This window comes from Parafrankia discariae, assembly GCF_000373365.1.
Taxonomy (GTDB): Bacteria; Actinomycetota; Actinomycetes; order Frankiales; family Frankiaceae; genus Parafrankia; species Parafrankia discariae.
The window spans coordinates 1-25,438 of the sequence record NZ_KB891210.1 but is presented as its reverse complement, the minus strand read 5'-3'; the positions used below and the strand labels follow the sequence as shown (position 1 = coordinate 25,438).

17 protein-coding genes are annotated in these 25,438 nt (G+C 72.7%); 7 read left to right on the top strand and 10 right to left on the bottom strand.

Annotated features, from left to right (window positions below):
• Positions 1-11 precede the first annotated feature (11 nt).
• Positions 12-683: a phosphotransferase gene (locus B056_RS36390; RefSeq protein ID WP_018502450.1), complete on the bottom strand. Its 672-nt coding sequence runs from the start codon at positions 681-683 to the stop codon at positions 12-14.
• A 199-nt stretch (positions 684-882) separates the two neighbouring features.
• On the opposite strand from B056_RS36390, the gene B056_RS0113750 reads away from it, so the two are divergent.
• Together B056_RS0113750 and B056_RS0113745 are read left to right on the top strand one after the other, a co-directional pair.
• Positions 883-1,248, top strand: a complete 366-nt coding sequence (locus B056_RS0113750; protein WP_018502449.1) for a hypothetical protein — start codon at positions 883-885, stop codon at positions 1,246-1,248.
• Positions 1,249-1,784: 536 nt separating this feature from the next.
• Positions 1,785-2,945, top strand: a complete 1,161-nt coding sequence (locus B056_RS0113745) for an amidohydrolase family protein (RefSeq protein WP_076784694.1) — start codon at positions 1,785-1,787, stop codon at positions 2,943-2,945.
• Positions 2,946-3,051: 106 nt separating this feature from the next.
• On the opposite strand, the gene B056_RS0113740 is transcribed toward B056_RS0113745, so the two are convergent.
• The 7 genes from B056_RS0113740 to B056_RS0113710 all read right to left on the bottom strand — a co-directional run bounded on the left by B056_RS0113740 (position 3,052) and on the right by B056_RS0113710 (position 12,704).
• Positions 3,052-4,893 (bottom strand): flavin-containing monooxygenase, encoded by a 1,842-nt coding sequence (locus B056_RS0113740; protein ID WP_035751465.1) that lies wholly within the window; start codon positions 4,891-4,893, stop codon positions 3,052-3,054.
• Between the two features lie 109 nt (positions 4,894-5,002).
• Positions 5,003-6,625 (bottom strand): SMP-30/gluconolactonase/LRE family protein, encoded by a 1,623-nt coding sequence (locus B056_RS0113735; protein ID WP_051105618.1) that lies wholly within the window; start codon positions 6,623-6,625, stop codon positions 5,003-5,005.
• 203 nt (positions 6,626-6,828) lie between these two features.
• Entirely contained in the window at positions 6,829-9,354 is a 2,526-nt protein-coding gene (locus B056_RS0113730) for a CaiB/BaiF CoA transferase family protein (RefSeq protein WP_230202986.1), read from the bottom strand.
• Positions 9,351-9,794 (bottom strand): Zn-ribbon domain-containing OB-fold protein, encoded by a 444-nt coding sequence (locus tag B056_RS36385; RefSeq protein ID WP_018502444.1) that lies wholly within the window; start codon positions 9,792-9,794, stop codon positions 9,351-9,353. The genes B056_RS0113730 and B056_RS36385 overlap by 4 nt, the downstream gene beginning before the upstream one ends.
• 1 nt (position 9,795) lies before the next feature.
• Positions 9,796-10,950, bottom strand: a complete 1,155-nt coding sequence (locus B056_RS0113720; protein ID WP_018502443.1) for a thiolase family protein — start codon at positions 10,948-10,950, stop codon at positions 9,796-9,798.
• Positions 10,937-11,341, bottom strand: a complete 405-nt coding sequence (locus B056_RS0113715) for a PaaI family thioesterase (RefSeq protein WP_018502442.1) — start codon at positions 11,339-11,341, stop codon at positions 10,937-10,939. Before B056_RS0113715 ends, B056_RS0113720 begins: the two co-directional genes overlap by 14 nt.
• Before the next feature lie 160 nt (positions 11,342-11,501).
• Positions 11,502-12,704 (bottom strand): cytochrome P450, encoded by a 1,203-nt coding sequence (locus B056_RS0113710; protein ID WP_018502441.1) that lies wholly within the window; start codon positions 12,702-12,704, stop codon positions 11,502-11,504.
• A gap of 1,115 nt (positions 12,705-13,819) precedes the next feature.
• On the opposite strand from B056_RS0113710, the gene B056_RS0113705 reads away from it, so the two are divergent.
• The 4 genes from B056_RS0113705 to B056_RS0113690 all read left to right on the top strand — a co-directional run bounded on the left by B056_RS0113705 (position 13,820) and on the right by B056_RS0113690 (position 20,997).
• Positions 13,820-15,052: a CaiB/BaiF CoA transferase family protein gene (locus B056_RS0113705; RefSeq protein ID WP_026239674.1), complete on the top strand. Its 1,233-nt coding sequence runs from the start codon at positions 13,820-13,822 to the stop codon at positions 15,050-15,052.
• A gap of 158 nt (positions 15,053-15,210) precedes the next feature.
• A complete protein-coding gene (locus B056_RS0113700) occupies positions 15,211-16,533 on the top strand; it encodes an ABC transporter substrate-binding protein (protein ID WP_051105623.1) in 1,323 nt (440 codons plus the stop codon).
• Positions 16,534-16,611: 78 nt separating this feature from the next.
• Complete coding sequence (locus B056_RS0113695) at positions 16,612-19,428, top strand: branched-chain amino acid ABC transporter permease/ATP-binding protein (RefSeq protein ID WP_018502438.1); 2,817 nt, start codon at positions 16,612-16,614, stop codon at positions 19,426-19,428.
• A 321-nt stretch (positions 19,429-19,749) separates the two neighbouring features.
• The gene (locus B056_RS0113690) at positions 19,750-20,997 is read left to right on the top strand and encodes an ABC transporter substrate-binding protein (RefSeq protein WP_018502437.1); all 1,248 of its coding nucleotides are present in this window, start codon (positions 19,750-19,752) and stop codon (positions 20,995-20,997) included.
• A gap of 48 nt (positions 20,998-21,045) precedes the next feature.
• Here B056_RS0113690 and B056_RS0113685 read toward each other — a convergent pair whose 3' ends face one another.
• Entirely contained in the window at positions 21,046-23,517 is a 2,472-nt protein-coding gene (locus B056_RS0113685; protein ID WP_154677015.1) for a sensor histidine kinase, read from the bottom strand.
• A 292-nt stretch (positions 23,518-23,809) separates the two neighbouring features.
• Between B056_RS0113685 and B056_RS0113680 the strand changes: the two genes are divergently transcribed.
• The gene (locus tag B056_RS0113680; protein ID WP_018502435.1) at positions 23,810-24,586 is read left to right on the top strand and encodes an HAD family hydrolase; all 777 of its coding nucleotides are present in this window, start codon (positions 23,810-23,812) and stop codon (positions 24,584-24,586) included.
• A 26-nt stretch (positions 24,587-24,612) separates the two neighbouring features.
• On the opposite strand, the gene B056_RS0113675 is transcribed toward B056_RS0113680, so the two are convergent.
• The gene (locus B056_RS0113675; RefSeq protein WP_018502434.1) at positions 24,613-25,428 is read right to left on the bottom strand and encodes a mycofactocin-coupled SDR family oxidoreductase; all 816 of its coding nucleotides are present in this window, start codon (positions 25,426-25,428) and stop codon (positions 24,613-24,615) included.
• Positions 25,429-25,438: the final 10 nt, after the last annotated feature.

Below are 25,438 nucleotides of genomic sequence, written 5' to 3'. Positions count from 1 at the left end.
GCTGGACAGCCTCAGGGCGACGGGCCGGCGGACCGGGCAAGGACGGCCGCGGCGGCCAGGTGGGTGAGTTCAACGGTTGTCAGGCGCGGGTCTCGGCGGCGGAGGATCTCGGCGTCGGTCAGGTGGCTGGCGTACGGGGTCGAGACCGCCGCGGCGAAGGCGCGCAGCGTGACGATCACCCCGTCGCGCGACGGCCCGACCTGCTCCGCGGACACCGGCGACGTGCCAGGCGTCATCGCCACCTGCGCCAGGATCAGCGCCGTCAGCGCCGCGTCCACACCCACCGGCCCGGGACGGGCGTTGGCCCAGTCGATCACGACAGGCCCACCCGGCCCTATCAGCACGTTGTCCGGATGGAGGTCGAGATGCAGGAGGGGCCGATCGCCCGGCCAGGGCAGCGCGTGCAGCCGGTCCTGCAGCGCGGCGAGCAGCGCGCCGCCGGTCCCCGGCGAGAGGTCCCCGCCAAGCAGGCTCCGTGTCATGGTCCCGCCGTCGATTCGCTCCATCACGAGGTCCGGACCCGCTACGGCCCGCACCGCCGGAACGGGATAGCCCAGCCTGTGCAACCGCCCGACCACTTCCGCCTCCGCCGCCGCGGATCTCCCGTCGCGGTAGCGCCGTAGAACAGTGCCCGGCCCATGGGCGAAGATGTCGGAGTCACGCCCCGCGCCGAGCAGCTCCACAGATCCAGGCTAGCGCTCCGAGAGGGCGAGCATGCCCGCGCTGTACGGACTACGGACCCATGGCCGAGATTCGTCCGGTGAAGGGACGCTTTCACCCCGCTCGGCAGGCCCGGCATCGAGGCGGTGGCGGCCATGAAACGCTATCCCCACACACAGCCTCGCCGCCTGTCAGCCGGGCTCGACCCGAGGGAGCACACCCGTGGCCGCCGGAATACTGATCGCGGAGAGCCTGCGCGTCGGGACCGTCCTGGAGAATCTGTCGCTCATCGTCCGGAAAATCCAACGGTCGGCGCCGGGAAAGGTCACCGCCGAGCAGCCGCCTGTCTGGACGCTGGTCTTCTTCGACGTCGCCGACACCGAGGCCGAGGCACTGGCCACTCAGCTGAGCAACGCCCTGGATACACCGGGATGGTACGTGGACCTGAACACCGCTCAGGACACCTTCGTCGTGTTCCCCGGCCAAGTGACCCGCTATCGACGGGGGGACCCGCAGGGGCGCGCCGAGGCCCAGGGACACGGCCGCGCCCACGGCATCCCCGACTCACAGCTCGACTGGCCGATCTGACTCTCCGACCGATGGCGCGTGGCGGAATGCCCGCCAAATGGCGGGGGGTCACCGCCCGCTTTGTGGTCACCATGAAGAAATCGCGGATCCCGCACGAAATAATCCACAACTCTTCCCCAACGCGGACGGCGGACCTATCATCCGTTTACGGTGATCGACAGCAGTCGCGAGCCGTCGTCCAGTCGGGGCGCCGTCCCACTCGGGGCGCCGTCCAGTTCGAGGCCGCGGCAGGCGTGTGCGCCGGGCGCTTCGTTTCTGTCCATGTCGGGGGTTCACATGGGTGCAGGTGCCGGTCAGGCGCGGGGTGCTCGAGCAGGTCACCGAAGACGCCTCCCAGGGGTGTCCCAACGGCCCACGGTCAGTTCCCGACACCTGACGTAATCAGTTCCGCGCCCGCGTCCGGGCTTCTGTGCTTCCAGTTCACTTCGCCGCCGGCGAGAATTCCCGCGGCGGCTGGCGGTGCTTTCACAAAAGCCGGACGGGGCGCCGGACAATCCTGCCTTCAGACAGGCGTCCCGGAGAGGACGGCACCAGCCATGCCCGACCATCCTGTGGTTCCCGCACCGCCCACGGTTCCCGCACCGGAAATCGCTCCCGGGCCCGAATCCACGGGCCCGGGTCGTGTTCCCTCCCGCCGCGGGCTGTTCCTGGCCGCGGCGGGCGCCGTGCCCGCGGCGGTTCTGACGAGCGGCGTGGCCGCGGCCGCGGTGCGCCCGGGCGGCCCGGGGTCGGGCCAGTCCGCTGGGGACCCGCCGCCGCGCGTCGACGTGCACCACCACGCCATGCCGGCGCCCGTCCACGCCTGGCTGGTGGAGCACGGCATGCTCCCGCCGGCGGGCGGCCCGCTGTTCGCGCAGTGGGATCTCGGCGTCACCCTCGCCACCATGGACCAGTACGGCATCCAGCTCGCCGTCCTGTCCGCGCCGGTGCCGACCGCGTTCACCCCGACCGCCGCGCAGGCGGCGGAGCTGGCCGCCCTCGCGAACGACAGCCTGGGCGCGCTGGCCCGCGAGCGGCCGTCCCGCTTCGGCTGGCTGGCCAGCGTGCCGTACCTCGAACCGGGCGACGCGGTCGCCGAGATCGACCGGGTGTACGGCGGCCAGGCGCCCGACGGGGTGCTGCTCACCGCGCACGCCGGCACCCGGTACCTCGGCGACCCGGCGCTGGATCCGGTCCTGGCGGCTCTGAACAACCGGGACGCGGTCGTGCTGGTGCACCCGTTCGACCTGCCCGGCGCGGCCCCGATCGCGGTGCCGGCCTTCGTCGTGGACTTCATGGCGGACACCACCCGCGCCGCCGTGCAGCTCACCGTGTCCGGCGCGCTCGACCGGTTTCCGCGGATCCGGTGGATCCTCGCGCACGGCGGCGGCGCCTTCCCCTACCTGGCGGGCCGCCTGGCGCTGGGCCGCGGCCTCGGCTACGGCGCGGACCCGGGGGCCGTCCGGGCCGCGGTGCGACGGTTCTGGTACGACACGGCCGGGCCGATGTCCCCGTACGCCACGCCCAGCCTGCTCGCGGCCGCCGGCTCCGGGAGGATCCTCTACGGCTCCGACTACAATGCCATCCCCGCGGCGACGGTCGGCGAGAGCCTCGCGGCGCTGCGCGCCGACCCGGCGCTGGACGCCCCGGCCCGCGCGGCGATCGCCCGCGGCAACGCCCTGCGCCTGTTCCCCGCCCTGGCCCAGCGGCTGGGCTGAACGAGGGCCGCACCGGCCCGCCCCAGCCCGACCCGACCGGCCGGCCGGCCGGGTCGAACGGCGGGCGTCCACGGCGAGGCAGCCGTGGACGCCCGCCGCCCGCGCCTCAGTCGGTCAGGACCAGTCCGGCCAGGTCACCGGCGTCGCGCCAGGCCTGCAACAGCTCCTCGAACGCGTAGAACCCGGGCCCGTAGGGCTCCCCGAGGAACCACCGGGCGTTCGACTCGCCCTCGCTGTTGTAGTAGCCGGGGGTGCACTCGGTGACGAACCGGGTGTTGTCGATCTTGTTGTCGCGAATGGTCCGGACCCAGGCCTCCTCGGCCTCGGCGGTGGGCTCCACGATCTTCGTCCCGCGGGCCGCCGCCTCGCCGAGGATGTAGGCGATGTGGTCCGCCTGCTGCTCGAACATCTTGGTCGTGGACGCGGTGACCCCGCCCTGGATGAAGCCGGTGGCGAAGTAGTTCGGGAAACCGTGCGCCATGATGCCGTGCAGCGTGCGGAAGCCCTTGCCCCAGTGGTCGTAGAGCGAGCGCCCGTCCCGGCCCGCGAGCGGCCTGATGTCCAGCTGCCGGTCGAGCGCCCCGGTGATCTCGAAGCCGCTGGCGAACACGATGCAGTCGACCTCGTGCTCGACGCCGTTGGCGACGACCCCGCGCTCGGTGATCCGGTCGACGCCCTTGGCGTCCGACACGTCGACGAGGGTGACGTTCGGCCGGTTGAAGGTCGGCAGGTAGTCGTCGTTGAACACCGGGCGCTTGCACAGGATGCGGAAGTACGGCTTCAGGAGCTCCGCGGTCGCCGGGTCCCCGACGACCTGGTCGACCCGCTGGCGGATCCGCTCCGCGACCCGGTAGTCCTCGGCCTCGTGCAGCTCCATGAACTTCACGGGGTCGGCCAGCGCGCCCCAGCCGTTCGTGGAGTTGAGGTGCGCCGCGAGGTTACGGGCGACCTCGGTCCAGGCGTCGCAGATGTTGTCCGGCTCGCCCGGCGAGTAGAACGCGAACGTCGCGTTGTGGAAGTTGCGCTGGCGCTCCTCCCGCCAGCCCGGCTTCAGGCTGGCCACCCATTCCGGATCGGTCGGGTAGTTGGAACGCTCGAAGACGTAGGACGGCGTCCGCTGGAACACCGTCAGATGCTTCGCCCCACGCGCCAGGTGCGGGATCGCCTGGACGCCGCTGGAGCCGGTACCGATCACCGCGATCCGCTTGTCGCCGATCTTGTCCAGCCCGCCGTGCAGGTCACCGCCGGTGTAGTCGAAGTCCCAGCGGGCGGTGTGGAAGGTGTGCCCCTTGAAGTCGGTGATGCCGGGGATGCCGGGGAGCTTCGGCCGGTTGTAGGGCCCCTGGCACATGATGATGAACCTGGTCCGGATGTCGTCACCGCGGTTGGTGGCTATCCGCCAGCGGCCGATCCCCTCGTCCCACTCCAGCGACCGGACCATGGTGTGGAACAGCGTCTTGTCGTAGACCCCCAGGTGGCGGCCGATCCGCTGGGCGTGCTCGTAGCACTCGTCGCCGTGGGAGAACTTCTCCTTGGGGATGAAGCCGGTCTCCTCGAGCAGCGGGAGATAGCAGTAGGCGTCCGAGTCGATCTGGATCCCCGGATAGCGGTTCCAGTACCAGACGCCACCGAAGTCGCCGCCCAGCTCGACGATCTTGAAGTCGGTGATCCCCTTCTTCTGTAACCGGTCCGCGGCGATCAGCCCCGAGAAGCCGCCGCCGAGGATCACCACCTCGATGTCGAGGTCGATCGGCGTGCGCGGGACGAGCGGCGTGTGCGGGTCGACCTCGTAGAACTCGGCGAACTCGTCACCGGACTCGACGTACTGCTTCTGGCCGTCGGTGCGCAGCCGCCGGTCCCGCTCGGCGAGGTACCTGTCGCGCAGTGCCTCCTGATCGACCTCGGGGGTGGTCGTCGGCGCGCAGTGATCCAGGGGCGATTGGTACATGAGAGATCCTCGGTCCTGCTCGTGGTCACGGTCGGGGACGACGGGTCCGGTCATGGCCGGCTCCGCGGGATTTCGATCGGCCGGGTCGGAAGGTCCACGGCGCGGCTGCTCAGCGTTCCGGCCGCAGGGCCAGGACGCTGCCCTCGGCGTCCGCCGAGACGTAGAGGGTGCCGTCCGGGCCGGCGACGATGCCCGCGAACGGGCCCTGCGGCCCCGAGAACGGCGGCTGTCCGCGCAGTGGTTTGGGGACGACGCCGGGCGGGGCGCCGACCGGGAGGTCGCGCGCGATCGTGGTGCGCGCCCCGGTGCCCGGGTCGACGTCGAGCAGCGTCTTGGCACCGGCGTCGACGATCAGCAGCCGCCCGTCCCGGGCCAGGACGCCCTGCGGCGTGTCCAGGCCGTCGACGACGGTCTCCACCCGCGGGCCGCCGACCGAGACGATCCGCCCGGCGCCGGCCTCGGAGACCAGGCAGGCCCCGTCGGACCCGAAGGTCACCCCGACCGGTTCGTTCAGGCCGGTGGCGAGCACCTCGACCGCGCCGGCCCGGACGGCCAGCACCCGGCCGCGCGCGAACTCGACGGCCACCACCGCGCCGTCCGGCGCGATCGCGACCCCGTAGAGCTGGTCCAGGCCGTCGGCCAGCACCTCGCTCGCGAACTCGGCGGGCCGGAAGCGCGCGATCGCGCCGTTGCCGGTGGTGACGATGAACTCGCCGGGCCCGGCGGTGGTCACCCCGCGGATGAAACCGGGGCTGCCGGGGCTGAACAGCATGCCGGCCGTTCGCGGGGAGCCGCCCGGGCTCAGCGCGTAGAAGAACGGGCCGTCGGCGATGTAAAGGGTGCCGTCGGTGTCGAGGGTGAGGTCCAGTGGCCAGTTCAGACCGCCGGGCAGTGTCGCCCGGGTCTCGCCGCCGCCCAGCACCTCGGTGATCTCGCCGGTGAAGTTCGAGACGAACAGCCGGCCGTCGAGGAAGGTGCAGTTGTCGAGGCCGGGCTGGAGTTTGGCGAGCACCTCCCGGTCGCCGGAACGCGGGTTGATGCGCAGCACCTCACCGGTGAGGACCTGGGTGGACACGATGAATCCGGCGTCGTCGAACTTGACCGAGTCCGGAACACCCAGGTCACCGGCGACCCGCTGCGGTTCGCCGCCGTCGGGGTGAATGCGCCAGATGTCATTGGTGATCATGGCCGGGTAATAGAGGTACCCGTCCGGGCCGACCTCCATGGCGTTGGGCTGGCCCAGGTTGTCGGCGAGCACCCGGGGCGCGCCGCCGCCGAGCGGCAGCTCCATCAGCCGGCCGCCGGGCCGGCACTCGTTCACGAACAGCCGGTCCTGGTGCACGGTGATGCCGTTGACGGCGGTCAGGTCCTCGCCCACGACCCGGACGCGACCGTCGGTGCCGAGGGCACTCACCCGGTTGTCCATGTACTCGGTCGCGTAGATGGTGCCGGCCGAGTCGAACGCGACGTCGTCCGGGCCGACGATGTCGCCGCCCTTGGGGCTGACGGCCTCCACCGCCCCGGTGGCGACGTCCAGCGCGCTGATCTGACTGCCGGTCACCTGGGCTATGTAGATGCGGCCGTCGGGACCGGTGCGCAGCCCGTTGGCCCCGAAAAGCCTGCTTGTCGGCGTAAGGCGGTCCAAGCTCCAACCCGCCGCGAGGGTGGTCGGAGCAAGGCTGGTGTAGCGCGCCCCCTGAGCCAAGATAGAGACCCCCTGTACTGAGGACATCGGTGTCCGCGGGACGAGTCCGCCACCGGCCGTCGGACGGCGGGCGCGCGGACCACATCCGTACCGGCCACGTGCCCACGCCGATTATCCGTCTGCTTTATGGCCGTATATCTTTGCAAGGATAGCGAGGCTGGTCGCCGTCCTCAACAGCCAGCGCGAGAACGACGGAACCTGGCCGGAACGACCTATTGTTTGCTGAAAAGCTAATAGTCGGACGGAGTCGTCTCCTGTAGCACACCGTCGTCGACCAGGCGCTGGATTTCGTCCTCGTCGAGACCGAGCAGCTCGCGGGCGACCCGGCGGGTCTGCTCGCCGGGCATGGGCGCCGGGCGCAACTCGACGTCCGGAATGTTCCGGAAACGCGCGGGCGTGTTCTCGCTGGGCATCGGCCGCGGGATCAGCGGGTGCCGCGCGACGCGGAACGCCCCGCGGGCCCGCAGGTGCTCGTCGTCCGGCAGCTCGGTGAGCCGCAGCATCATCCCGGCCGGCACGCCCACCGCCTGGAGCGCGGACGCCGCGGCACGGGGCGGGCGCTGGCTGGTCCACGCGGCGATCAGCCCGTCGATCTCCGCCGCGTGGTCGCGGCGGTCCCGGGTGGTCGCGAACCGCGGGTCCGCCGCGAGGGACGGGCCGCCGATCACCGCGGCGAGCCGGCGCCAGTCGGCGGAGTCCCGCGCGTCGACGACCACCCACTCGTCGTCACCGGCGCACGGGTACACCCCCCGCGGCGCGTGCCGCCGCGCGCCGTCGGCCCGGCCGAGCGACGCCGCGGCGTACAGGTCGGGATTCTGGCCGAGGATGACCTCGGCCTGGGCGACGCTCACGGTCCCGCCGCGGCCGGTGCGACGGCGCCGGACGAGCAGGGCCAGAACGCCGATCGCCGCGACCCGGGCCGCGACGTGGTCCGGGTAGATCGTCGACGCGTCGGCGAAGCCGCCCGCGTCACCGCCGGAGCCACCCGGACCACCGCCGGAGCCACCCCGGGCGTCGGGGATGTCGTCCCGCCACAGCAGGCTGATGCCGGTCGCGGCGCGCACGAGGGGGCCGTAGCCGAGCCAGTCGCCCCACGGGCCGTCCGCCCCGAAGGCGCTGGAGTCGGCCACCACCAGCCGCGGGTTGACCCGGTGCAGCTCGGCCGCACCGAGCCCCAGCTTCTCCATCGTCCCGGGCTTGAAGTTCGACAGCACGACGTCGGAGCTCCGCGCGAGTTCCAGGAACAGCGCCCGGCCGCGCGGGTCGCGCAGGTCCAGCCCCAGGCTCGCCTTGTTGCGGTTACCCCAGGCGAAGACGGGGCTGATCGGTTCCACGGTGAGCGACTGCCGGGAGCCGTCGGGGAACGCCGCGCTCTCGATTTTGATCACCTCGGCGCCCATGTCGGCGAGGAGCCGCCCGCTCTCCCCACCCACGACGATCACGCCGAGATCGAGCACCCGCAGGCCGTCGAGCGGCCGACGCGGCCCGGCGGACACCGGGGGCGCCGGCGACACCGGGAGCGCCAGAGGCACCGGGAGCGCGGTGCCGCCGGCCGCGTCGGGTCCCGCCGGATCGCCCGCCGACTCACCGGCCTGCGGTGCCGGTGTGCGCAGGCCGACCCGGTGACCGTCGATCCCGAACAGACAGTCCGGGACGGACATCTCCCCCTCCGGCGTGGGGACGCCGGTGAACACGCCGCGGGCGGCGAAGTGGTCCGCGCGCAGGACCCCGGGGAGGTCGAGCACCGCCGCCGCGGGAATCCCCAGCCGCTGCAGCTCGGCCGCGGCCTCGTCACGTTTCCGGTGGGCGAGCAGACGACCGATCTCGGGATGCAGCACGTCCGCGACGGCGAAGCGCCGGGACATGTCCGCCAGCGCCGGGTCCGCGAACCGGGCGGGACGGCCCATCCACTCGAACACCGCCCGCCACTGCCGGGGCTTGAGGATGCACAGCCGGACGTAGCCGTCCGCGCAGCGGAACACCGGGTAGAGGTGGCCGGCGTCCGGGCGGCCCCGGGGGCCGTCGGAGGTGGGGATGCCGCTCGTCGCGGAGCCCGCCATCCCGTAGCCGGGATCGATGACCTGGACCGTGCTCTCGAAGATCGACACCTCCACGTCGTCACCGATGCCGGTGACCAGCCGGTTGTGGTGGGCGAGCAGCGCCGACCACGCCGCGACCAGCGCCGCGGACCCGGTGGGCAGGGCCGCCGGCGGGAGCAGCGGCGGCCGGCCGGGCAGCCCCGAGCGGGAGAGGAAGCCGGCGAGCGCGGCGTGCACGGCGTCGGTGCCGGCCCAGTCCCGGTAGGGCCCGGACCGGCCGAACTCGGTGACGGAGACGACGACGAGCGCGGGAAACCGGCGTCGGAACTCGCCCTCGCCGAGGCCGAGCCGGCCCGGGAGCGGCCCGTCGAGCCCCTCGATGACGATGTCGCTCGTCGCGAGCAGGCCCAGTAACCGCTCGCGTCCGGCGGCGGACTCGAGACCGAGCGCCAGGGCGCGCTTGTTGAAGTTGTGCGTCTCGTGCCGGACGTCCGTGCCGGGCGCCCGGCCGGGGGTCCCGGGCGGCTCGATCCGGACGACGTCGGCGCCGAGGTCGCCGAGCACCCGCGCGGCGAGCGCGGCGCCGCCGCGGCACAGGTCGACGACCCGGACGCCGGTCAGCGGCAGCTCGACGCCGCCGTCCGACGGCCCCGCCGAGCTCCGCCCGGTCACGGTCCGCCCCGCCACGGTCCGTTCGGTCACGGTCCGTTCGGTCACGGCGTCGCCTCCGGCGTCGGCCCCGGCTGGCCGGGCGGGGACCCGGCGGCGGGCCGCGGCGCGAAGCACGGCAGGGCGCCGCCCGCGCAGTCGAGGAACCGCACCCGGACCGGCAGGCCGACGGCCACCTCCTCCGGATCGCAGTCCACGATGTTGGTCAGCATCGTCCACTCACCGTCGACCTCGACGGCGGCGAGGACGAACGGGGTCGCGAGGTCCGGGGACAGCGCCCGGTGCACGACCGTGTGGGCCACCACCCGGCCCGTCCCGCTGCTCTCCACGTAGCGCCAGCCGGGCTCGCCGCATCCCGGACACAGGCGTTCCGGCGGAAAGTACCGGATCCCGCACCCGCCGCAGTGCGGGACGACCAGGCGGTGCTCGGCCGCCGCGGACCAGAACTCGACGGAGAGCTCGGAGGGGGTGGGTGTCGACCGTGTCATCTCAGGCCTTCCCCAGGACGACGACCTCGTAGTGCCGGGTGCCGGACCCGGCGTTCGCCACGACGGCGACCTCGGCGTCCGGCACCTGGTGCACCGCGGTGCCGCGGATCTGCCGGACCGCCTCGGCCACCTTCAGCGTCATGTGCTGGGTTCCGTTCCAGGAGTGGGACAGGCAGCCGCCCTCGGGGTTGGTCGGGTAGCGGCCGCCGAGGGCGATGTGCCCGTCGTCGACGAACGCGCCGCCCTCCCCCTCGTCGCACAGCCCGATCACCTCGAGCTGTCTGAGCAGCTCGAACGAGTTGGGGTCGTAGAGGGCGAACACGTCGGCGTCGCGCGCCGTGACGCCCGCGGCGCCGAACGCCCGCCGCGCCGCGGCGGCGCCGAGCCGGCCCACCGTCCGGTAGTCCAGCGGCGGCATGCCGTGGTTGCCGGCGAACTCCATCCCGGCCCCGAGTACGGCGACCGGCTGATGGGGCAGGTCGCGGGCCCGTTCCAGCGAGGTGAGCACGACGGCTCCGCCGCCCTCGCCGGTGATGCACACGTCGAGCAGGTGGAACGGCGTCGCCACCAGGGGCGAGGCCAGGATGTCGTCGACCGTGTACGGGCCCTTCCCGTACATCATCGCCTCGGGGTTCGACGAGCCGTTGTTGCGGATCGTGGCGGCGACGGTCGCCAGCTGCTCCGGGGTGGTCCCGAACCGGCGGAGGTACCCCTGGGCGACCAGGGCGAACAGGGGAATGGAGTAGGCGCCCCAGACGTCGACGAACTCGACCTCCGCCACCGCCACACCCACCGGCCCGCGCCCGCCGAACCGGCCCGAGAGCCCGCCGCCGACCACGGCGACGTCGCACAGGCCCGCCGAGATCGCGGCGGCGGCCTTCATCACGCCGCGGGCGCCGGCCGTGTCGAGCATCCCCTCGCCGACCCAGTTGAGGGAGCGCCCCAGGGAGCGGGCCCACGAGGCACTCTCGTCGACCGTCCCGCCGGGGCCGGGCCAGTCGGCGGCGACCCCGTCGACGTCGGCGGGCCGCAGGCCGGCGTCGGCGATCGCGCCGAAGACGGCCTCCTGGGCGAGATCGAGCGCGGTGCGGTGCGGCAGCCGGCGGGCCTGCTCGGTGGCGTGGATTCCGACGATCGCGACGTCACGCAGTGCCATCTGAGCCCGCCTCCTCGCGGCCGAGCCACTCCCGGGCCCGCGTGTAATGACTCATCTCGCGTTCGACCAGCAGTGCCGTCGCGTGGGCGAGCTCGGTGCCGCTCGACGCGAGGTGGATGCTGCCCTCGACGGTCCATCTCCCGCCGTCCTTCCCGGCGAGCCAGGCCCGCGCGGTCAACGGCCGGTCGATCGGCACCGGCCTGCGGTAGGTGACGCTCAGCGCCCCGGTCACCGCGAGCTGCTCCAGCTGCACGGCGAGATGACCCACGATCTCGACGAACACACCCGAGATCCAGCCGCCGTGCGCCACGCCCGGGCCGCCCTCGTGCTCCGGGCCGCAGCGCAGGCGGTAGTGCGCCGACCCGTCCGCGGCCAGCGTCTCCTCCTCCATCCCCATCCGACAGCGCCCGAGCTGCCGGCACGGGGGGCACAGGACGGCGAACAGGTCGCCGCCGACCGGTTTCCAGTTCGGTTCGGCATCGGTTCCAGGTACGGTGCCGGGTCCAGATCCGGTTCCGGTTCCGGTCGGTTTTTCTGTCAACTTGACCGCCTCACCACTCGACCGGGAGCGACTCCGGGGCCCGCACGAGCAGGCCCGACTTCCATGGCAGTTCCTCGACCGGCACGCCCAGCCGCAGCGCGGGGAACCGGCGCAGCAACGCGGCCAGCGCGACCTGCAGCTCCATCCGGCCCAGCTGGGCACCGAGGCAGTAGTGCGCGCCGTACCCGAAGGCCAGGTGATGGTTGGGGTGCCGGGTGAGATCCAGTTCGTCCGGACGGTCGAAGACGGCCTCGTCGCGGTTCGCGGACTGCGCGAACACGATCACGGCCTCGCCGGCCGACACCGTGACGTCGCCCAGTCGGACGTCCTCGGTGGCCACCCTGGGGTTGTTGCCGCCGACGGACAGCTGGACGTGGCGCAGCAGCTCCTCCACCGCCCCGGGGATCAGCTCGGGCCGCGCCCGCAGCGCCGCCCAGTGCCCGGGCTCGGTGAGCAGCACGTAGATGAAGTTGGACAGCTCGCTCGCGGTGGTCTCGTGGCCGGCGATCAGCAGGGTGACGCCGATGTCGATCAGCTCTTCCTCGCTGAGCCGATCATCGTCGTCGCGGGCGGCGACCAGGGCGCCCAGCAGGTCGTCCGTCGGGTGCGCCCGGCGGAGGGCGACCAGCTCGGCGAGGTAGCCCGCGAGCCGCGCCCGGGCGCCGACGATCTGGTCCTCGGTGTACGCGGTCGTCGACAGCATGACGTCGGCGAACTCGCGGAACCGGTGCTGATCCTCCGGCGGCACGCCGAGCATCTCGCAGATCAGCGTGACCGGCAGCGGCAGGGCGAGGTCCCGCACGAGGTCGGCGGGCGGCCCCGACCGCTCGATCCGTTCCAGGCGCGCCTCGACGATCTCCTGGGCACGCGGGCGTAACCGCTCGACGCGGCGGCCGGTGAAGGCCCGGGAGATCAGCAGGCGCAGCCGGGTGTGTTCCGGCGGGTCCATGCTGAGCAGCGCGGACGGCTGCGCCGGCCGCGGGGTGGTCCGTGGGACGTCCTCGCGGCCGACCGCCGCGGCGCGGCTCAGTCGCGGATCACTCAGCGCCTGCCTCATGTCGTCGTAGCGGGTGACCAGCCAGCCGACGCCGCCGTAGGGCAGCCGTACCCGGGCGACCGGCTCCTCCCGGCGGATCTTCGCCCACAGGGGATGGATGTCGAGGCCGGCCGGTGGGCCGGACGGGAACTGGTGGACCCCGGTGTCGCCGGGCACGGCTTTCCTCCGTTCTCGCCGTCTCGGCGTGGCGGGATCAGGTGAAGGTCCGCCCGTCGACGGGCGCGGGAGCCGTCGGCCGTCCGACGGGTACGAGCCGTCGGTGACGAGACCGGGATCCGGGTCAGGGAAGGGTCCGCGCCGGGTGCGCCACACCCGGACCAGGATGTTCAACGTGCTGAACTGTCACTGACTGCACAGTTCCGAGGAAATCGCCTCCGGTTCGCTTCCGTGGTTTGCCGGAACGCAGCCCGCAACGCCTGGAACCTTACCGGACCGGGAATGTTGATTGCTCTTTGTCAAACCCCGAAAGAAAGTGCGCCACCGCCGGCACACCCCATACCGGTTCCGGTCGGTTCCATACGATCCGGAACGGACCCGTCACTGCGGCCGGCGACGGAATCCGCTTTTCCGACACCGCCCTCCAGCTCGCCGAGGGCCGCCTTCCGGATAGCAACGTTCACCATGGCCGCAGCCACTGGACCGCGGTCTTGGACCGTGGTTGTCAGACCGCAGTCGCCATGGCCTCAGACCGCAGTCGCCATGGCCACAGACCGCAGTCGCCATGGCCACAGCCACCGACCAGATTGTAAACGATCTTCGGACGCTAACATTTACAAGATTAGAAGCCTTACCTCCATGTGTCTACTCCCCTCCCGAAATCCGATCCGGATCCCGCGGACGGGAACTGGCCGGCCGGAAGGTTGGCCAGGCCGCAGGGAGCCGCACCTCGGCCCGCGCAGCCAGAATCGTCTCAGCAGGTCAGAAGCATTTCCGGCGCACTCACCGCGGACCGCGGGCGAGCTCTCCGGCGTCGGGCGAGCACGCCGCCGGAGTGGGTCCGGCGCCGCCGGCCGCCGGTGACGGCCGGGCCGCGAGCCGGGAGTTCGGCGTCCGGAACGACGGATCCGCACGCCGCCCGACGAGCTCCGCATACGGATCACTTTCGGCACAACAAAAAGCACCTGACGGGTCTTAATCTGCTTCGTGACAAGTAATAGAGCACCCCGACGACCGCGGGACGGCACGGCGACTAAATACAAATACGCAGTTGACAGGCCATGGGGGCGATGAGATATATCGGTACCCACATGGCGCGACGGGAGGCGGCACAGATGGCTCGACCGATGGAGGGCGTCCGAGTGCTGGAGGTCGCCCAATACACTTTCGTCCCCGCTTCCGGAGCGGTTCTGGCCGACTGGGGAGCGGATGTGATCAAGGTTGAACACGCCGAGTACGGCGACGCCCAGCGCGGGCTGATCCGACTCCTGGGTCTCGATGTCTCCAGCGACGGAAACACGTTCTTTCCCATCATGGAGGCCCCCAACCGCGGCAAACGCAGCATCGGGCTCGCGCTCGAGAAACCCGGCGCGCGCGTCGTTCTGGAGAAGCTCGTCGCGCGGGCCGACGTGTTCGTGACGAACTTCCTGCCCAGGTCACGGTCCCGGCTGAGGATCGACGTCGAGGACATCAGGGCGATCAATCCCGACATCATCTACGTACGGGGCAGTGGTTTCGGCCAGCGCGGCCCGGAGCGCGACAAGGGCGGGTACGACGGGACCGCGTTCTGGGCCCGGGGCGGCAGCGCGTCGGGCGTCACCCCGCCCGGGGCCGACCGGATGACGAAGATGCCGGCCGGCGCCTACGGCGACTCGATGGGCGGGCTGACGATCGCCGGCGGCATCGCCGCGGCCCTCTACCGGCGCGCGGCGACCGGCGCGCCCTCGGTGGTGGACGTGTCCCTGCTCGGCGTCGGAGCCTGGACCACCCAGTTCTCGGTGAACCTGGCCCTGCTGGCCGGCGGGCCGCTGCCGGACGTCGAGGAGCCCCGGCACGGCGCGCCGACGAACCCGCTGATCGGCGCCTTCCGGACCGCGGACGGCCGGTGGCTCCAGCTGTCGATGCTCCAGCCGGGGGTGTACTGGCCGGAGTTCTGCGCGGTCGTCGGGCGCCCGGAGCTCGCCGAGGACGACCGGTTCGACTCGGCCGAGAAGATCATGGCGAACGCCGCGGAGGCCGCCGACCTGGTGGCCGAGATCATCGCCTCCCTGACCTACTCCGAATGGCTCAGGACGGTCGAGGGGATGAAGGGCCAGTGGGCCGTGGTCCAGGACGCCTGGGACGTCGGCCAGGACGTCTCGCTGCGCGCCAACGGCCACATCGGGACGCTCGTCGACACCGAGGGCAGGGACCGCGAGCTGGTCGTGAATCCCGTCCAGTTCGACGAGACGCCCGCCGAGCTCAGCCGCGGGCCACGTTTCGCCGAGCACACCGACGAGATCCTGCGGGAGCTGGGCTGGTCGGAGGACGAGTTGATCCAGCTGAAGATCGACGGCGTGGCGACCTGACCCGGCCGACGGCCGACGGCCCCCGCCGCTGAGAACCCCGCCACGCACCGCACCCACGCCCGGCCACAGGCACCGATCACCCGGTCGAGAGTGCCGCCGTCACCCATCCGGTGCCGCTGAAAGTACAGATCACCTATCGCGAGACGAGGGACACCACCATGCGGAATTCGGGGATCCTGCCCGGCCGGTCGACAGGCGGACGGCGACCACGGCAGTCGGTGGGCGTGCGCTTAGCCGCGCTGGGGGCCCTGGGCGCGCTGGCCGCCGGCCTGTTCCTGGCCGGCTGCGGCGACAGCGACAGCGACGACGACGGGACCAGTGGGACGGCGGGCGGCACCGGGGCCACCTCCGACGTGCTGGGCCCGGTGGCCCGGGCGAAGGGCGCCCCGGTGAAGATCGGGATCATCTCGGACGGCAAGGGCCCGGCCGCGGACCTCTCCTACGAGTTCAAGGTCTCCGAGGCGACCGTCAAGTACCTCAACGAACACCGCTCCGGCATCGCGGGCCGGCCCATCGAACTGGTGGAGTGCGAGGCACTGGCCGACCCGGCCAAGGCCACCGACTGCGCGAACCGGATGGTCGAGGAGAACGCCGCCGCCGTCGTCGTCGGCTCGGCCGGGGCCGGGGAGCAGATCTGGGGGCCGCTGCACGACGCGCACGTCCCGGTGATGTTCTACACCGCCAACGGCGCCGGGTCGCTGGGCGACGCCGAGTCGACCTTCGTCCTGGCCGACCAGTTCTTCCCGCTGGTCACCATGCCGGCCAAGGTCGCCAAGGACAAGGGCGCCAAGAAGATCACGGCCATCGCGATCGACCTGCCCATCACCAAGGGTCTCTTCCAGATCATCCGGCCTCAGCTCGAGCGGCAGGGCCTCGGGCTCGACGTCATCCTGATCCCGCCGGGCACCGCCGACATGACGCCGCAGATGCAGAGCATCATCGGCGGCGACCCCGGGATCGTGCACGTGGTCGGCAGCGACGCCTTCTGCATCAGCGCCTTCAACGGACTGCGCTCCGTCGGGTACGACGGCCCGGTCACCGCCATCGCGCACTGCGTCAGCGACGCGACCCGTGAGGCCGTGCCCGGCGACTTCCTCGAGGGCATGACGATCACGGCGACCGCCCCGATCGGCTCGGACGACCCGGCGATCCGGCTGTTCAACGCCGTGGTGGAGACCTACGGCAAGGACATCGACGTCACCGAGGCCGGTGCGGCGGCCATGTACCTCACGGTGTCCGCCTTCCACTCCGCGCTGGAGGGGATCACGGGTGACATCACCCCGGCCACCGTCACCGCCAAGATCAAGGCCATGCCGGAGAAGGACCTGCCCGGAGCCACCGGCCTGCGGTTCCGCTGCAACGGCAAGGCCTACCCGGCGTCGCCGTCGGAGTGCTCCCGGGGCGGCCTCCTGACGACCCTGGACGCGAAGGGCAAGCCCACCGCGTACGAGGCGGTCGGCGTGACACCGATCGGGGACTGAGACAACCGCCGGGAGGGCTGGGACAACGGCCAGCCCGCCGGCACAGGCCTCGGCCGGGAACGACGTCGGGAGACCGTCATGGATCACGTCGCCTCGCTTCTCCTCGGGCTCGGCAACGGAGGGGTGTTCGCGGCATTGGCCGTGGCACTCGTGCTGACCTACCGCAGCTCGGGCGTCATCAACTTCGCGACCGGCGCGATCGCCTCCTACGTCGCCTACACCTACGCCTGGTTACGGGACGGCGAGCTGCTCGTGCTCGTGCCCGGCCTGCCGACCTCGGTCGACCTCGGCCGGCCGCTGGGCTTCGCCGCGGCGGCGCCGATCGCCCTCGCGATCGGCGCGCTACTCGGCGCCCTGCTCTACCTGCTGGTGTTCCGACAGCTGCGCGAGGCGCCGCCGCTGGCCAGAGCGGTCGCCTCGCTGGGTGTCCTCCTCGTGATCCAGTCGCTGTTGGTGATCCGGGTCGGCGTGGCACCGGTGAGCGTCAAGATGATCTTCCCGGGTGAACGGTGGCGGCTCGGCTCGCTGACCGTGCTCTCCGACCGCTTCTACCTCGCGCTGTCGGTGCTGGTGCTGACCCTCTCGCTGAGCGCCGTCTACCGCTTCACCCGGTTCGGGCTGCTCACCCGGGCGACCGCCGAGTCGCGGACCGGCGCGTACGTGAGCGGCGTGAACCCCGAGCGGGTGGCCCTGCTCAACTGGATGATCAGCAGTGCGGTCGCCGGCGCGGCCGGGATCCTCATCGCCCCGCTGACCCCGCTCGCGCCGGCCACCTACACCCTGTTCGTCGTCCCGGCGCTGGCCGCCACGGTCGTCGGTGGCTTCCAGCAGCTGCTCCCGGCCGTCACCGCCGGGCTGGCCATCGGCATGCTCCAGGCGGAGGCGATCGCGCTGGCCGCGAGACACTCCTGGCTGCCGCAGAGCGGGTCGGCGGAGCTGGTGCCGCTGGTGGTGATCCTGGTGGCGCTGCTCGCCACCGGGCGGGGCCTGCCCGTGCGCGGCACCCTCGTCCGCCAGCCCCTCGGGCGGGCGCCCCGGCCGCGCTCGCTGCTCCCGCCGACCGTCGCCGGAACCGCGCTCGGCGTGATCGCACTGCTCCTCACCGACGGAACCTGGCGCAGCGCCGTCATCGGCACGTTCATCGCGGCCGTCATCGGCCTCTCCCTCGTCGTCGTCACCGGCTACGCCGGCCAGGTGTCGCTGGCCCAGCTCGCCCTCGCCGGCAGCGCCGCCTTCACCCTGTCCGGCCTCACCCGGAGCTGGCAGGTCCCGTTCCCGTTCGCGCCGCTGCTGGCCGCCCTGTTCGCCACCGTCCTCGGGGTGCTCGTCGGACTGCCCGCCCTGCGGCTGCGCGGGCTGACCCTCGGGGTCGTCACCCTCGCCCTCGCCTACGCCATCGAGGCCGTCTGGTTCCGCAACACCGACATCGTCAGCGCCAGCGGGGCCCCGGTGACCCAGCCCTCGCTGTTCGGCCTCGACCTGAGCATCGGCACCGGGCACGCGTTCCCCCGCCTCCAGTTCGGGCTGCTCTGCCTGGCCGTACTCGTCGCCACCGGGTGGGGTGTCGCCCGTCTGCGGACCAGCGCGCTGGGGTCGGCGATGCTCGCCGTGCGCGCCAACGAGCGGTCCGCGGCCGGCATCGGCGTGAACGTCGTGCTCATCAAGGTCACGAGCTTCGCGCTGGCGTCCTTCATCGCCGGTCTCGGCGGCAGCCTGCTCGCCTACCGGCAGAGCACGGTCACCTACGAGTCGTTCACCGCGATCAGCGGCCTGACCCTGCTGTCGACGGCGTACCTGGCCGGGGTGACCTCGGTGTACGGCGGCATCCTCGCCGGCGTGACGGCCGGGACCGGCATCATCTTCATCGCCCTGGACCGGTGGGTCGACCTCGGGGACTGGTTCCCCGTCCTGTCCGGGCTCGGCGTGGTCGTCGTCCTGCTCGTCCACCCCGAGGGGGCCGCCAGCCCCGGCCACCACCTCGCCGACCGCCTGGCCCGCCGGCGCGGCCGGCGGAGCCGGACCGGCGGAAAACCAGTGGCGGTCGCGACCTCGGACGCGACCTCGGCGACGGCAGGCCCCCCGGAGACCGGCACCGCCCCGGAAGCCGGCACCGCCCCCGAAGCCGGCACCGTCGCGGACACGGTGGCGGGAGAGCCGCCAGGCGGGGCGCCGGGGCTCGACGTCACCGGGCTCACCGTGCGCTACGGCGGCACGGTCGCGGTCTCGGACGTCTCACTGCGGGTGCCTGCCGGGCGGATCGTCGGCCTGATCGGCCCGAACGGCGCCGGCAAGACCAGCGTGATCGACGCGGTCACCGGCTTCACCCGGGCGCAGGGGGAGGTGCGGCTCGGCGGGCGGCGCGTCGAGCAGCTGGCGCCGCACCAGCTGGTGCGGCGCGGCCTGGCCCGGACCTTCCAGTCCCTTGAGCTCTACGACGACCTCACCGTCGAGGAGAACATCGGCGCCGCGCTGTTCGGCATCCGCGGTGAGGGGCTGCACCGGGCCCTGCGCGCCGCGCTCGACCTCGTCGGCATCGGTGACCGGGCCGACCGGCCCGCCGGTGAGCTCAGCCAGGGTGAACGTCAGCTGGTCTCGATCGCCCGTGCCTGTGCCACCGGCCCCCGGATCCTGCTGCTCGACGAACCGGCCGCGGGACTCGACTCCACCGAGACCACGTGGCTCGGCGAGCGCATCCGGGCCATCAGCCGGACCGGCGTCGGCCTGCTGCTCGTCGACCACGACGTCGCCCTCGTGCTCGGCGTCTGCGACCACATCTACGTGCTCGACTTCGGCACGGTCATCGCCGAGGGCACCCCGGCCGAGATCCGCGCCGACCGGGCCGTCGCCGACGCCTACCTCGGCACCACCCACGACACCTCGGCGGTGACCTCGTGAGCTCGTGAGCTCGCCGGGAACCCCACCCGGAACCACCTAAGGATTTCTTCAGATTCCGCTTGTGAGGCGGACCGGCGGTCCGTACGGTAGCCCTTCATACCGGACCGGCGGTCCGATTCGAGGGGATCAGCTGGCCGGAGACTCGACCGTGCCGGCGGCGGGTGGCCCGGCGACCCCCCGCGGATCCCGTCATGAACCACACCGTCCCGGCCGGTGGCGAGGCAACGCATCCAACGCGAGACGAGGGACATCGACATGCAGAAGTCGGGGATCCTGCCCGGTGGGTTGACGCGCAGGCGGAAACCGGGACAACCTGCAGGCGTGCGCTTAGCCGCCCTGGGGGCGTTAGGCGCCCTGGCCGGGAGCCTGTTCCTGGCCGGGTGCGGCGACAGCGACGACAACGACGGCGGGGCGGCGGGCGACACCGGGGCCACCGCCGAGCTCCTGGGCCCGGTGGCCCAGGCTAAGGGCGCCCCGGTGAAGATCGGGATCGTCTCGGACGGCCAGGGCCCGGCCGCGGACCTCTCCTACGAGTTCACCACCGCCGAGGCGACCGTCAAGTACCTCAACGAGCACGGCTCCGGCATCGCGGGCCGGCCCATCGAACTGGTGCAGTGCGAGGCGCTGGCCGACCCGGGCAAGGCCGCCGACTGCGCGAACCGGATGATCGAGGAGAACGTCACCGCCGTCGTCGTCGGCTCCTCCGGGGCCGGGGAGCAGATCTGGGCGCCGCTGCACGACGCGCACATCCCGGTCATGTCCTACACCGCCAACGGCGCCGGGTCGCTCGCCGACGGCGAGTCGACCTTCGCCCTCAGTGACCAGTTCTTCCCGCTGGTCACCATGCCGATCAAGGTGGCCAAGGACGAGGGCGCCAAGAAGGTCACGGTCATCGCGATCGACCTGCCCGTCACCACCGGTCTCTACCAGCTCACCAGGCCCCAGTTCGAGAAGGAGGGCATCGCGCTCGACGTCATCCTGGTCCCGCCGGGCACCGCCGACATGACGCCGCAGATGCAGCGCGTCGTCGGCGGCGACCCCGGGATCGTGCAGGTGGTCGGCAGCGACGCCTTCTGCATCAGCGCCTTCAACGGACTGCGCGCGGTCGGGTACGACGGGCCGCTCGCGGCCATCGCGCACTGCATCACCGACGCGACCCGCGAGGCCGTTCCCGGCGACTTCCTGGAGGGCATGACGGTCACGGCGACCGCCCCGCTCGGCTCGGACGACCCGGGCATCCGCCGCTTCGAGGCCGTGATGAAGACCTACGGCAAGGACATCGACACCACCGAGGCCGGCGTGGCCGGCATCTACCTGACGATCTCCGCCCTGCACTCCGCTCTGGAGGGGATCACGGGCGACCTCACCCCGGCCGCCGTCATCGCCAAGATCAAGGCCATGCCGGAGAAGGACCTGCCCGGAGCCACCGGCCTGCGGTTCCGCTGCAACGGCAAGGCCTACCCGGCCTCCCCGGCGGAGTGCTCCCGCGGCGGTCTGATCACGACCCTGGACGCGAAGGGCCAGCCCACCACGTACGAGGCGGTCGGCGTGACACCGATCGAGGACTGAGACAACCGCCAGGAGGACCGAGACAACGGCCGGCTCGCCGGCACCGTCTCAACCGGGATGACCGGCCTGCCGATGCCGCTCGGCGTCGGCAGGCCGCCGGGCCGCCCCCTCGGGACCACGGGTGTCCCAGCGCAGCTCGACCGTGAGCCGCCCGTCGTCGACGTCGACGATCGCCTGGACGGCTCCGGTCAGCGCGGGGGGTTCCGCCCGGCCCGGCCAGGCCCCCGAGACGAAGACGCTGCCGCCCTCGGCGTCCCCCAACAGGGTGAGCAGCGCCCGGTTCTCCGGCAGCATCGTGAGGGTGCGGTCGAGCAGGTCCACCAGCCCGGCCCGCAGCTCCAGCGGGATGAAACCCGGCTCCCCCGCGGCCTGCACGTCGACCGTCATCCCCCGGTCCTCCGCCGCGGCGACGACCGCCTCGATGTCGGCGGCGAGCGTGGCCAGGGTGGAGCCCGCACCTCCCTGAATGAGCATCCGGCGGATCGCCCCCGCCTGCCGGGCGCACTGCCGGCGCCACCGGCGGTCCCGCGGGTCGGCGCTCCCGTCGGCGAGCGCGTCGAGGGTCGGCAGCACGTCATCGCGGATGGCGCCCAGCCACCGGGCCCGCTCGCGCCGGATCATCACGTCCGAGTCCCGGCCGGCGGCCGTCTCGGCCTCGGTGCGGACGGCCCGCGCGGTGGTGTCGGCGGTCCGCCGCAGCAACGGTCCCAGCATGGCCACGATCAGCTGGAGCCCGGTGATCCCGTACCCGAGCGAGAGCAACCGCGAGACGGTGAGCGGATCCGTCGCGCCGCGGACGACGACGGTCCCGACCACGGCGGCCACGACGACGGCCATCGACACGAGCGACTCCACCGCCCGCCGGGACGCCGTCACGAAGGCGACCAGCAGCGCCACCGCGATCAGCGGCCAGTTCACCACCCGCAGCAGGTCGACGTTGTCGACGTTGTCGCTGGCCAGCACCGCCCCGACGGCCAGCGCCGTCACCCCGGTCGCCTCCACCCCCGACAGCGGACGGCGGCGGACCACCGACGCGACGGTGACCGTCGAGGCCGTGAGCACCACCCAGACACCGATCGCGGTGGCCGCGGAGTGGACCCGTCCCAGGGTGACGAGCAGCGGCAGCAGCATCAGGACGTGCCAGGCGACGGCGATGGCGGCGATCACCACCCGCAGACCGGCCGCGTAGTCGTGCCGCAGGTCCGCGGCGGTCGTCTCACGCGTCGCCTCCGCGCCGGCCCGGCCGGCGGCGGTGCCGGCGGCCGGGCTTCCGTCCGTGTTCGTGGCGCGGTCCGGCCAGGTCAGCGTCACGGTGGTGCCCTGCCCGGGGGCGGAGTCGATCGTCGCCAGACCACCGGCGTCCCGGATCCGCGCGAGCACCGACTGGCGCACCCCGAGCCGGTCGGGAGCGGACCTGCCCGGCTGGAACCCGGCACCCCGGTCACTCACCCGGATCGTCAGCCGCCGCGGCGAACGCTCCAGGCACACCCACGCCTCGCCCGTCCCCGCGTGCCGTTCGACGTTGGCCAGCGCCTCACCGATGGCACCGGCCAGCGCGGCCACGACCGCCGCCGCCGGCCCGCCGGCCGATTCCCCCGGTTCGAGGGGGGCCGCGCCGGTCAGGTGCACGGTCAGACCACGTTCCCGAGCGCTGCCCACCACCGCGGCGAGCGCGGCGTCCAGGCCGATGTCGGGTGGCCCGTGATCGTGGGCGAGCAGGTGGCGCACCGCCGCGGCGCCGGCCGCGCACCGGCGGCGCACGAGCCCGAGATCCTCACCGCCACCCCACGCGATGCCCGTCAGGATGTTGAGGACGGTGTCGTGCAGCACCCGCTGGCGCTCCCGCCGGTCCCGGTCCAGCGTGAGCACGAGAACCCGGGCCCGGTGACCGAACATCGCCGAGGTGAGACGGTCGTCCGCCCGTCTGCTCGACTCGCGCAGGCGGCACGCGGCGAACGCGAACAGGATCGGCACGACCAGGGTGAAGGTGACCGCCGTGAACACCTGCGGCCGCCCGTCGTGCCCACCGACCACGACCGACAGCACCAGCACGGCCTCGGCGGCGGCGAACGCCCGCGGCGGCAACGCCCAGGCCGCCGTCAGCCCGGCGTGGAACACGGCGAGCATCACCCAGCTCCCGGTGTCCCCGGCGGACGGCGGCGGCAGGCAGACCGAGCTCAGCGCCGCGGGGACGGCCGCCGCCACGACCGTGCCGGCGGCGAGACGCGCGTCCACACCGCGACGCAGACTCAGGACCACGAACAGGACACCCCACGCGGAGGCCGCCACGACGACCGCCACCGCGGCGATCTCGTGCGCGTACCAGGAACGCCACACCGCGAGGTAGACCGGCGTCAGGACGAGGCCGGCCGTCCGCAGCACCGCGAGCGCCCGGACGGTGGACCGCTCCAGCTCCGCGCCGGCCCGCGCGGACGACGCCCCGGCCAGGTCATCGCCGTCCCCGGGACGGCCGGTCGCGAGCGGAGCCGAAGGCCACGGCGCCGACCTCGGTGCCGGCATCGGTATCAGCGTCGGTATCGATATCGGTGTCGGTGTCGGCGTCGGTGTCAACACCGGTGCCGGTGCCAGCGCCGCCGTGGGCGCCGCGAGAGTCACGGGCGGGACGGAGTCGCCCGGCGACCCCGGGCGGTCGTCGCCCCGGCACCCGTCGGACGTCCCCATAGCGTCACCCTGCCATGAAGCTCACCGGGCATCCCAGCATCAGGTGGGTGGCCGAAGGTCCCTTGCCTGGTCGAACGTCCTGTGCGTATCGACGCGTCGGCCGCCGCCGCCGCCGTGGGACCATCGCCGCGTGGCCACGCCGTCGCTCGTCCTGTGGGACATCGACCGGACCCTGCTCTCCGTCGGCCCGCTCGGCCGCGAGATCCACGCCGCCGCGTTCGAGGCGGTCGTCGGCCGCCCGCTCGGCGAACGGGCGGACACGACGGGCCGCACCGAGCGCGCGATCCTGCGCGACACCCTGCGGCTCAACGGCGCCGCCGTCGACGAGGCGGTACTCAGCGCCCTCTACGTGGCGATGGGCGCGGCGGCCGAGCGGCTCGAGGCCCGGATGCGACAGGTCGGCGAGCAGATGCCCGGCGCGCGGGCGGCCGTCGCGAGCCTCGCGAGTTCCGCCGGCCCGACAGGCGCTTCGAGCCCGCCGGCCGGGCCGGTCGTGCAGTCGGTGGTGACCGGCAACCTCCGTTCCGTCTCGGCGGTGAAGCTGCGCGCCCTCGGCCTGGCGGAGCACCTCGACCTCGCCGTCGGCGGCTACGGGGATGACGACGCCGACCGGGCCGGGCTGGTCCGGCAGGCGGTCAAACGGGCCGAGGCCGCCTACGACCTCACCTTCGACCCGGCCCGCACCGTCGTCATCGGGGACACCCCGCACGACATGAAGGGCGCGCGCGACGCCGGTGTCCGGGCCGTCGGCGTCGCCACCGGCACCACCACCATGGCCGGTCTGGCGGCGGCCGGGGCCGACGCCGCCCTGGCCGACCTGACCGACCTGACCGCCCTCCGCCTCGCCGTCCTCTGCGACGGCGACGGCCTCGGCGACGGCCCGGTGGAACGCCGCCCGGGTTCCTGAGATCCGCGCGGGCTGTCGCGTGGGTGTTACCGCTTGTTGAGCTGGCCGGCGTCGACCGGGACGACGGTGCCGGTCACGTACCGGGCGTCGTCCGAGACCAGCCAGGCGATGGCGTTCGAGACGTCCAGCGGGTCCACCGCGTCGACCGGCATCGCGTTGGCCAGCACCCGGGCCAGCTCCGGGGACCCCGCCGTGATCACCGACAGATCCCCGTTCGCGGCCATCGGCGTCTTCACCGTGGTCGGGGCGACACTGTTCACCCGGATGCTGTGCGGCGCCAGATAGTTCGCCCACGACCGCATCAGCCCGACGACACCGTGCTTGGCCGCGGTGTACCCCAAAAACCCCGCCGTCGGGATACCCACCCCGACCAGCCCACCCGTCGAACTGGTCAGCACGATCGCCCCACCCCGGCCCCGCTCGACCATCGACGGGATCGCCACCCGCCCGGTGTTCCACACCCCCGTCAGGTTGACCCCGACGACGTCCGCCCACTGCTCTTCCTCGCTCGCCGCCCCACCCGGCCCGATACCGGCGTTCGCCAGCACGATGTCGACCGGACCCAGCTCGGCGACACCATCCTGAAACGCCTTCCCCAGCGCCACCACGTCACGGACGTCGGCCTGCCGCGCCACGATCCGCCGCCCCGTCTCCCCGACCTCCTTCACGGTCTGCTCGAGGTCGTCCGGAGTCGCCATCGGGTAGGGCACCGAATCCATCTGGGCACACAGGTCCACCGCGATGATGTCAGCGCCCTCCCGCGCTAACCGCAACGCATGACTGCGACCCTGGCCCCGCGCCGCGCCGGTGATGAACGCGACCTTGCCGTCAAGCTTTCCCATCTACGTCTCC

Coding starts and splice junctions, on each gene's coding strand:
- B056_RS0113675 (WP_018502434.1), bottom strand. CDS start 25,428: ATGGGAAAGCTTGACGGCAAGGTCGCGTTCATCACCGGCGCGGCGCGG.
- B056_RS36385 (WP_018502444.1), bottom strand. CDS start 9,794: ATGACACGGTCGACACCCACCCCCTCCGAGCTCTCCGTCGAGTTCTGG.
- B056_RS0113740 (WP_035751465.1), bottom strand. CDS start 4,893: ATGTACCAATCGCCCCTGGATCACTGCGCGCCGACGACCACCCCCGAG.
- B056_RS0113700 (WP_051105623.1), top strand. CDS start 15,211: ATGCGGAATTCGGGGATCCTGCCCGGCCGGTCGACAGGCGGACGGCGA.
- B056_RS0113745 (WP_076784694.1), top strand. CDS start 1,785: ATGCCCGACCATCCTGTGGTTCCCGCACCGCCCACGGTTCCCGCACCG.
- B056_RS0113705 (WP_026239674.1), top strand. CDS start 13,820: ATGGCTCGACCGATGGAGGGCGTCCGAGTGCTGGAGGTCGCCCAATAC.
- B056_RS0113715 (WP_018502442.1), bottom strand. CDS start 11,341: ATGGAGGAGGAGACGCTGGCCGCGGACGGGTCGGCGCACTACCGCCTG.
- B056_RS0113735 (WP_051105618.1), bottom strand. CDS start 6,625: ATGTCCTCAGTACAGGGGGTCTCTATCTTGGCTCAGGGGGCGCGCTAC.
- B056_RS0113720 (WP_018502443.1), bottom strand. CDS start 10,950: ATGGCACTGCGTGACGTCGCGATCGTCGGAATCCACGCCACCGAGCAG.
- B056_RS0113685 (WP_154677015.1), bottom strand. CDS start 23,517: ATGCCGGCACCGAGGTCGGCGCCGTGGCCTTCGGCTCCGCTCGCGACC.
- B056_RS0113695 (WP_018502438.1), top strand. CDS start 16,612: ATGGATCACGTCGCCTCGCTTCTCCTCGGGCTCGGCAACGGAGGGGTG.